The organism is Shewanella sp. AC91-MNA-CIBAN-0169 (assembly GCF_040310165.1).
In the GTDB taxonomy this organism is placed as follows: Bacteria; Pseudomonadota; Gammaproteobacteria; order Enterobacterales; family Shewanellaceae; genus Shewanella.
The window spans coordinates 71,672-78,234 of record NZ_JBEOPM010000023.1; the positions used below are offsets into that span (position 1 = coordinate 71,672).

The 6,563-nt window shown below is 41.8% G+C and carries 8 protein-coding genes; 5 read left to right on the forward strand and 3 right to left on the reverse strand.

Annotated features, from left to right (window positions below):
- Positions 1 to 14: 14 nt before the first annotated feature.
- Both AAEY98_RS17530 and AAEY98_RS17535 read right to left on the reverse strand, forming a co-directional pair.
- Entirely contained in the window at positions 15 to 1,295 is a 1,281-nt protein-coding gene (locus AAEY98_RS17530; protein WP_101086357.1) for an HlyC/CorC family transporter, read from the reverse strand.
- A 152-nt stretch (positions 1,296 to 1,447) separates the two neighbouring features.
- Positions 1,448 to 2,236: a cytochrome C assembly family protein gene (locus AAEY98_RS17535; RefSeq protein ID WP_101086358.1), complete on the reverse strand. Its 789-nt coding sequence runs from the start codon at positions 2,234 to 2,236 to the stop codon at positions 1,448 to 1,450.
- A gap of 281 nt (positions 2,237 to 2,517) precedes the next feature.
- On the opposite strand from AAEY98_RS17535, the gene ffh reads away from it, so the two are divergent.
- The 5 genes from ffh (at position 2,518) to rplS (ending at position 6,073) form a co-directional block, all read left to right on the forward strand.
- Positions 2,518 to 3,891, forward strand: coding sequence for a signal recognition particle protein (gene ffh, locus AAEY98_RS17540; RefSeq protein ID WP_101086359.1), 1,374 nt, complete (start codon positions 2,518 to 2,520; stop codon positions 3,889 to 3,891).
- A gap of 229 nt (positions 3,892 to 4,120) precedes the next feature.
- The gene (gene rpsP / locus AAEY98_RS17545) at positions 4,121 to 4,372 is read left to right on the forward strand and encodes a 30S ribosomal protein S16 (RefSeq protein WP_011638368.1); all 252 of its coding nucleotides are present in this window, start codon (positions 4,121 to 4,123) and stop codon (positions 4,370 to 4,372) included.
- A gap of 21 nt (positions 4,373 to 4,393) precedes the next feature.
- Positions 4,394 to 4,924 (forward strand): ribosome maturation factor RimM, encoded by a 531-nt coding sequence (gene rimM / locus AAEY98_RS17550; RefSeq protein WP_011638367.1) that lies wholly within the window; start codon positions 4,394 to 4,396, stop codon positions 4,922 to 4,924.
- Positions 4,925 to 4,939: 15 nt separating this feature from the next.
- Positions 4,940 to 5,686 carry a tRNA (guanosine(37)-N1)-methyltransferase TrmD gene (gene trmD / locus AAEY98_RS17555; RefSeq protein ID WP_059744051.1) on the forward strand — a complete coding sequence of 249 codons (747 nt, stop codon included), beginning with the start codon at positions 4,940 to 4,942 and terminating at the stop codon, positions 5,684 to 5,686.
- Positions 5,687 to 5,719: 33 nt separating this feature from the next.
- Positions 5,720 to 6,073 carry a 50S ribosomal protein L19 gene (rplS, locus tag AAEY98_RS17560; RefSeq protein WP_011638365.1) on the forward strand — a complete coding sequence of 118 codons (354 nt, stop codon included), beginning with the start codon at positions 5,720 to 5,722 and terminating at the stop codon, positions 6,071 to 6,073.
- A 3-nt stretch (positions 6,074 to 6,076) separates the two neighbouring features.
- On the opposite strand, the gene AAEY98_RS17565 is transcribed toward rplS, so the two are convergent.
- On the reverse strand, positions 6,077 to 6,563 hold a 487-nt coding region (locus AAEY98_RS17565; protein ID WP_351018481.1), incomplete at its 5' end, for a hypothetical protein.

Sequence of the window (6,563 nt, forward strand, 5' to 3'; positions counted from 1 at the left end):
TTATGTGTAAAAATCTACTCGTTATCATCAATTAACGTTAAATTGCTGGGTAAAACTCTGACTGTTTTAATCATATTATCTGCAACATCGATGACTTCTATTTGATAATCAACGATGCGTAAGCTGGTGTTTGCTGCAGGAATATCTTCCAGAAATTCAATGATCAGGCCATTTAAGGTTTTAGGGCCATCAATCGGAAGATTCCATTTCATTTCTTTATTAAGGTCACGAATGTTAATCGTGGCATCAATTAAGAAACTACCATCTTGTTGGATATTAATGTCTTCACTTGCCGTGGTCAGCATTGAGGTTGTGAAGTCACCGACAATCTCTTCTAAAATATCTTCAAGTGTGACTAAGCCCTGAATATCACCGTACTCATCAACAACTAACCCTATGCGTTCTTTATTTTGCTGGAAATTAGTCAATTGAACGTTTAGTGGTGTGCCTTCAGGAATAAAGTATAACTCCTTAACAGCCCTTAATAATGATGACTTACTGAATTGCTCTTTGGATTGTAAGCGCAAAGCATCACGTAAGTGAATAAACCCGACAGCATCATCGATGTTGTCGCGATAGACTAACACTCGAGTATGAGGACTTTGAACCACTTGCTTATTTATCAATTTAAAATCGTCATTGACGTTAATAGCATAAATATCTGAGCGCGAAATCATAATGTCTTCGACTGTGACTTTTTCTAAATCTAAAATCGACAATAACATTTCTTGGTGACGCTGTGGGATTAGTGCTCCAGCTTCATGAACAACTGTGCGCAGTTCTTCTTGGCTTAACGCGTCACTTGTTTTGACCGTTTTAATGCCCATTAAACGTAAAAACATTGAGGTAATTAAGTTGATTGCTTTCACTAATGGCGACAGCAATATTAATAACCAACCTAATAAAATACTCGATGGAAATGCAATACGTTCAGGGTGCAAAGCCGCAAACGTTTTTGGTGTGACCTCAGCAAACACTAACACCACTATAGTCAGAACACCGGTTGCAATAGCAACACCCATATCACCAAACAAGCGCATACCGATAATAGTCGCAATTGCAGATGCAAGAATGTTAACCAGATTATTACCGATGAGAATCAAGCCAATGAGTCGATCTGGGCGGTCGAGTAACTTTAAGGCGCGCTGTGCACCTTTGTGGTCATTGGATGCAAGATGTCGTAAGCGGTATCGATTGAGGCTCATCATTGCGGTTTCTGAACCAGAAAAATAAGCAGAAATCACGATTAAAACCAAAAGGAAAATAAGGAGTGCGCTGGTAGATATAGCGTCCAAAAAAGGGGCCCCATAAAGTGGTGTGAAATTGACCTATTGGCCAAATTGTCATAAATTTAACGGCCATTATTTATTATTGGCCGTTAGTGTCAAGTAATCTTGGTTATTTTTCAACAGAATAGAAAAGCATATTCAGCGTAAAGATATTAAAATTAGTTTAATATCAATTCCTTAACAACTCTAGCACCAAAATATGCGAGAGATAGTAAGCCTGCACCCGATAAGCTATAAATCACTGCGGTACGGATTCTACAGCCAACAGTATATTGTTGCCACAACATCGCAGCGTAAACCACCCAAGCTATTATTGATAATATTGCCTTATGGCCTTTACCGTCGCCAAACATATCTTCTAAAAATACAAATCCAGTTACGAGCGATAAACTCAGTAAAATAAATCCAATAATGATGAGGTGATAAAGTTGCTTTTCAACCGTCATTAATGGCGGCATTGCTGGGCTCATCATCATTTGCTTTTTCTTCAGTTTATTCTGGATAAACCATAATTGAATGGCGTACATAGCCGCTATCATCAATGCACTATAGGCCATGAGTGATAACACTACATGTGCCAGAAGTTCAGGGTGTATTTCAAAATGAGTAATAAACTGCGGCGGCACTAACCATAGAAGTGCTACTGACAATATTGAGCAGGCATACACAACGGGCACTACAATGATGACTTTAAGTCGAGGCATTGTAATCGTGAACGTTAATGCAATAATCCAGTTAACCAATGAAATTACGTTGGTTAAACTAAAGTTTTGTCCATCGACAGTAAAAACCGCATTCGAAAGTGCAAACCCGTGCATGATGACGGCAATACCAGAAGCCAGCATAACGGCCTTACGATTAGGCCCTTCAACATGAAAAAGTCTGCTTGTTACTAAAACCAAAGCTAAACAATAAAACAGCATGGCTGCCGCTGAAAAAATAACCATTGAGACTCAACCTATCATAGTAATTAATGCTGAAAAACTGCGCTGTGAGTGTTGAACAATACTATCAAAGCATCACATTTTCATTATTTTATTAGATTAACATGATCAGGGCCTAATATGGCAGTGACCTAAGACCCAAAATTTAACAGTTTCCTACCTTTAGCTACAATAATTTACTCAAAATGAGTCAGTGTTTACGTTCTTCGCGTTGCAAGTATCGTAATTTAGAGTGGCTTGGGTATAATGGGCTCAATTATCGATATGCTTAAAAGAGCCGCTCAATGTTTGAAAATTTATCTGACAGACTTTCACGCACACTAAAAAACATTAGTGGCCGTGGTCGCTTAACAGAAGACAACATTAAAGAAACCCTGCGTGAAGTGCGTATGGCGCTGCTTGAGGCGGATGTAGCTTTACCTGTTGTTAGAGACTTCGTTAACAGCGTAAAAGAACGCGCTGTGGGTCAAGAGGTGTCAAAAAGCTTAAGCCCAGGGCAAGCCTTTATCAAAATTGTCCAAAACGAACTTGAAAAAGCCATGGGTGAGGCGAATGAAGCCCTCGACTTAGCGGCAATACCTCCGGCTGTGATCATGATGGCGGGTCTTCAAGGCGCGGGTAAAACAACCTCGGTAGCCAAATTAGGTAAATTTTTACGCACACGTCATAAAAAATCAGTCCTTGTCGTCAGTGCGGATGTATACCGTCCTGCGGCAATTAAACAACTTGAAACATTGGCTGCAGAAGTTGAGGTTGAATTCTTTCCGTCTGACGTGAGCCAAAAGCCAGTTGATATTGCTAAAGCCGCAATAAGCTATGCAAAATTAAAATTCATTGATGTGGTGATTGTCGATACAGCAGGTCGCCTGCACGTTGATGAAGCTATGATGGATGAAATCAAGCAGCTGCATGCTACTGTAAATCCGATTGAGACCTTATTCGTTGTTGACGCGATGACGGGGCAAGATGCGGCCAACACAGCTAAAGCATTCAATGAAGCGTTACCTTTGACGGGTGTTATTTTAACCAAAGTTGATGGTGATGCTCGCGGTGGTGCTGCGTTATCTATTCGCAGTATCACAGGTAAGCCAATTAAATTTCTAGGTGTTGGTGAGAAAACCGATGCGTTAGAGCCTTTCCATCCAGACCGTATTGCTTCGCGTATCCTCGGTATGGGTGATGTGTTGTCATTAATTGAAGAAGTTGAACGTGGCGTCGATAAAGACAAAGCGATGAAGCTGGCTTCAAAAGTTAAATCCGGCGGCAGTTTCGACCTAGAAGATTTTCGTGAGCAATTGCAGCAAATGAAAAACATGGGCGGAATGATGAACATGCTTGAGAAGCTTCCAGGTGTAGGACAATTACCACCAGAAGCATTGGCCCAGGTTCAAGACGGTAAAATGACCGGACAAATGGAAGCCATTATTAATTCAATGACCTCTAAAGAACGTAAGAATCCAGATTTGATTAAAGGATCTCGTAAACGTAGAATCGCTGGCGGTTCAGGTACCCAAATTCAAGATGTAAACCGCTTATTGAAGCAATTTACCCAAATGCAGAAAATGATGAAAAAGATGTCTGGCAAGGGTGGAATGAAGAAGATGATGCGCGGAATGGGCGGAATGTTACCACCAGGAATGAAGTTTCCTGGTCGATAATAACAGCATCTTTCAAGAGCAAAACTAGTAATTTTTAAATTCAATCAGTTGGTTAGGTTATATTTTTGACTTTATTGCAACAAAATGGGTGAGCTAAAAATCATCAGATTTGGTTGCAATAGTTCAAAAGTCAGGTAAAATCTTCCGGCTTTCTTTCTGGGACTCTTCGCGAACACGGAGTTCCAGTTTTTATTTTTGCTTCTAGCAAATCATTAGAGGAATAAAACGCATGGTTACCATTCGTTTAGCTCGTGGCGGCGCAAAAAAGCGTCCATTTTACAATATCGTTGTTGCTGATAGCCGCAATGCTCGTGACGGTCGTTTCATCGAACGTGTAGGTTTCTTCAATCCATTGGCCCGTGGCCAAGAAGAAACTTTACGTTTAGATCTTGATCGTGTTGAGCACTGGGTTGCTACTGGCGCTGCAACATCTGAGCGTGTTGCAAAACTGATTAAAGACGCGCGTAAAGCTGTTGCTTAATTGCGTATAAGGTATAGATAGATGAGTAGTAACCAAGAGCTAGTTGTACTGGGTAAGTTAGGTTCCAGTCATGGTATTAAAGGTTGGCTAAAAATCACTTCCTATACCGATTCTGTTGAAGGTATTTTCGATTATTCGCCTTGGCTTATAAAAGAACAAGGCGTTTGGCGTGAAGTTAAGGTCGCTCAGTGGCGTTTTCAAGGTAAAGCTGTCGTGGCTGAACTAGAAGGTGTCGCTACCAGAGAACATGCGCAAATGCTCACAAATTGTGAAATTGCGATCATGCCTGAGCAAATGAAAGATTTGGATGATAGTGAATTCTATCATCGTGATCTTATCGGCTGCGAAGTGACCAATATAAACGGCTATAACATGGGTATTGTTGACCAGATCGTGGAAACAGGATCAAACGACGTACTACTGATTAAAGCTAATGCCAAAGATGCCTTCGGCAAAGCGGAACGTATGATCCCCTTTGTCCCTGAGCAGTTCATCAAACAGGTGGACTTGCAAGGGAAACAGATTTTAGTGGATTGGGATCCTGACTTCTAAGTCGAGGTACAACATATGTGGTTAGGGGTAATCACCCTGTTTCCAGAGATGTTTCGTGCTGTTACAGACTTTGGGGTTACGGGTCGAGCCGTGAAAAACGGCCTGCTAGAGTTGCAAACGTGGAATCCTCGAGATTTCACCCATGATAGACATAATACTGTGGACGACCGACCTTATGGTGGTGGGCCCGGTATGTTAATGATGGTGCAACCTCTGCGTGATGCTATCCATGCAGCTAAAGCAGCTGCAGGTGATAGGGCAAAAGTGATTTATCTATCTCCTCAGGGACGCAAGCTGGATCAGCATGGCGTTACTGAGTTAGCTAAATCAGAGTGTTTGATTTTAGTGTGTGGTCGATACGAAGGTGTTGATGAACGCATTATTCAAACAGAAGTTGATGAAGAATGGTCTATCGGTGATTACGTACTTTCGGGTGGTGAGTTACCGGCAATGACGTTAATCGATTCAGTGGCTCGTTTAGTACCTGGTGTACTGGGCAAGCAAGCGTCAGCAGAGCAAGATTCTTTCTCTGATGGTTTACTGGATTGTCCTCATTATACGCGCCCTGAACAATTGGATGGTCTTGACGTACCCGCAGTGCTGCTAAGCGGTGACCACGAAAAAATTAGACTCTGGCGTTTACAACAAAGTATCGGAAGAACTTTTTTGAGACGACCAGAATTATTTGAAAATCTAGCTCTGACTGACGAACAAACGACTTTATTAGCGCAGTTCGTGAATGAAACGGACAAGTCCGCATAGTCAACGCTCAGTTATTACTAGGATGGAGTAATTATGAACAACATCATTAAAATGCTCAACGATGAGCAAATGAAAACAGATGTGCCTGATTTTGGTGCTGGTGATACAGTAGTAGTTCAAGTACGTGTTAAGGAAGGCGAAAAAGAGCGTCTTCAAGCTTTTGAAGGTTTGGTAATTGCTAAGCGTAACCGTGGTCTGCATTCTGCATTCACAGTACGTAAAATCTCTAATGGCGAAGGTGTTGAGCGTGCTTTCCAGACGCATAGCCCGCTAATTGCTAGCATCGAAGTTAAGCGTCGCGGTCGTGTACGTCGTGCTAAACTGTACTATTTACGTGAGCGTTCAGGTAAGTCTGCACGTATCCGTGAAAAATTGGCAACTAAGTAATAGTTACCAATACAGAATAAAGATGCAGTGTTCGCACAACAACCCGCCGAAAGGCGGGTTTTTGTTTGTGTGGCTTTTAAAAATAATAAAGGGATAACAGCGAATAGAGCGGTAATAGCGAATAGAGTGGTAACGACGAGTAGAGCGATAACGACGAGTAGAGCGATAACAGCGAGTAGAGCGGTAATAGCGAATAGAACGGTAATAGCGAACAGAGCGGTAACAGCGAATAGAGCGGTAACAGCGAATAGAGCGGTAATAGCGAATAGAGCAGTAACAGCGAATAGAGCGGTAACGACGAGTATAGCGGTAACGACGAGTATAGCGGTAATAGCTAATAGAGCGGTAACGACGAATAGAGCGGTAATAGCGAATAGAGTGGTAATAGCGAATAGAGTGGTAACAACGAATAGAGCGGTAACGACGAGTATAGCGGTAATAGCTAATAGAGCGGTAACGACGAATAGAGCGGTAATAGCGAATAGAGTGG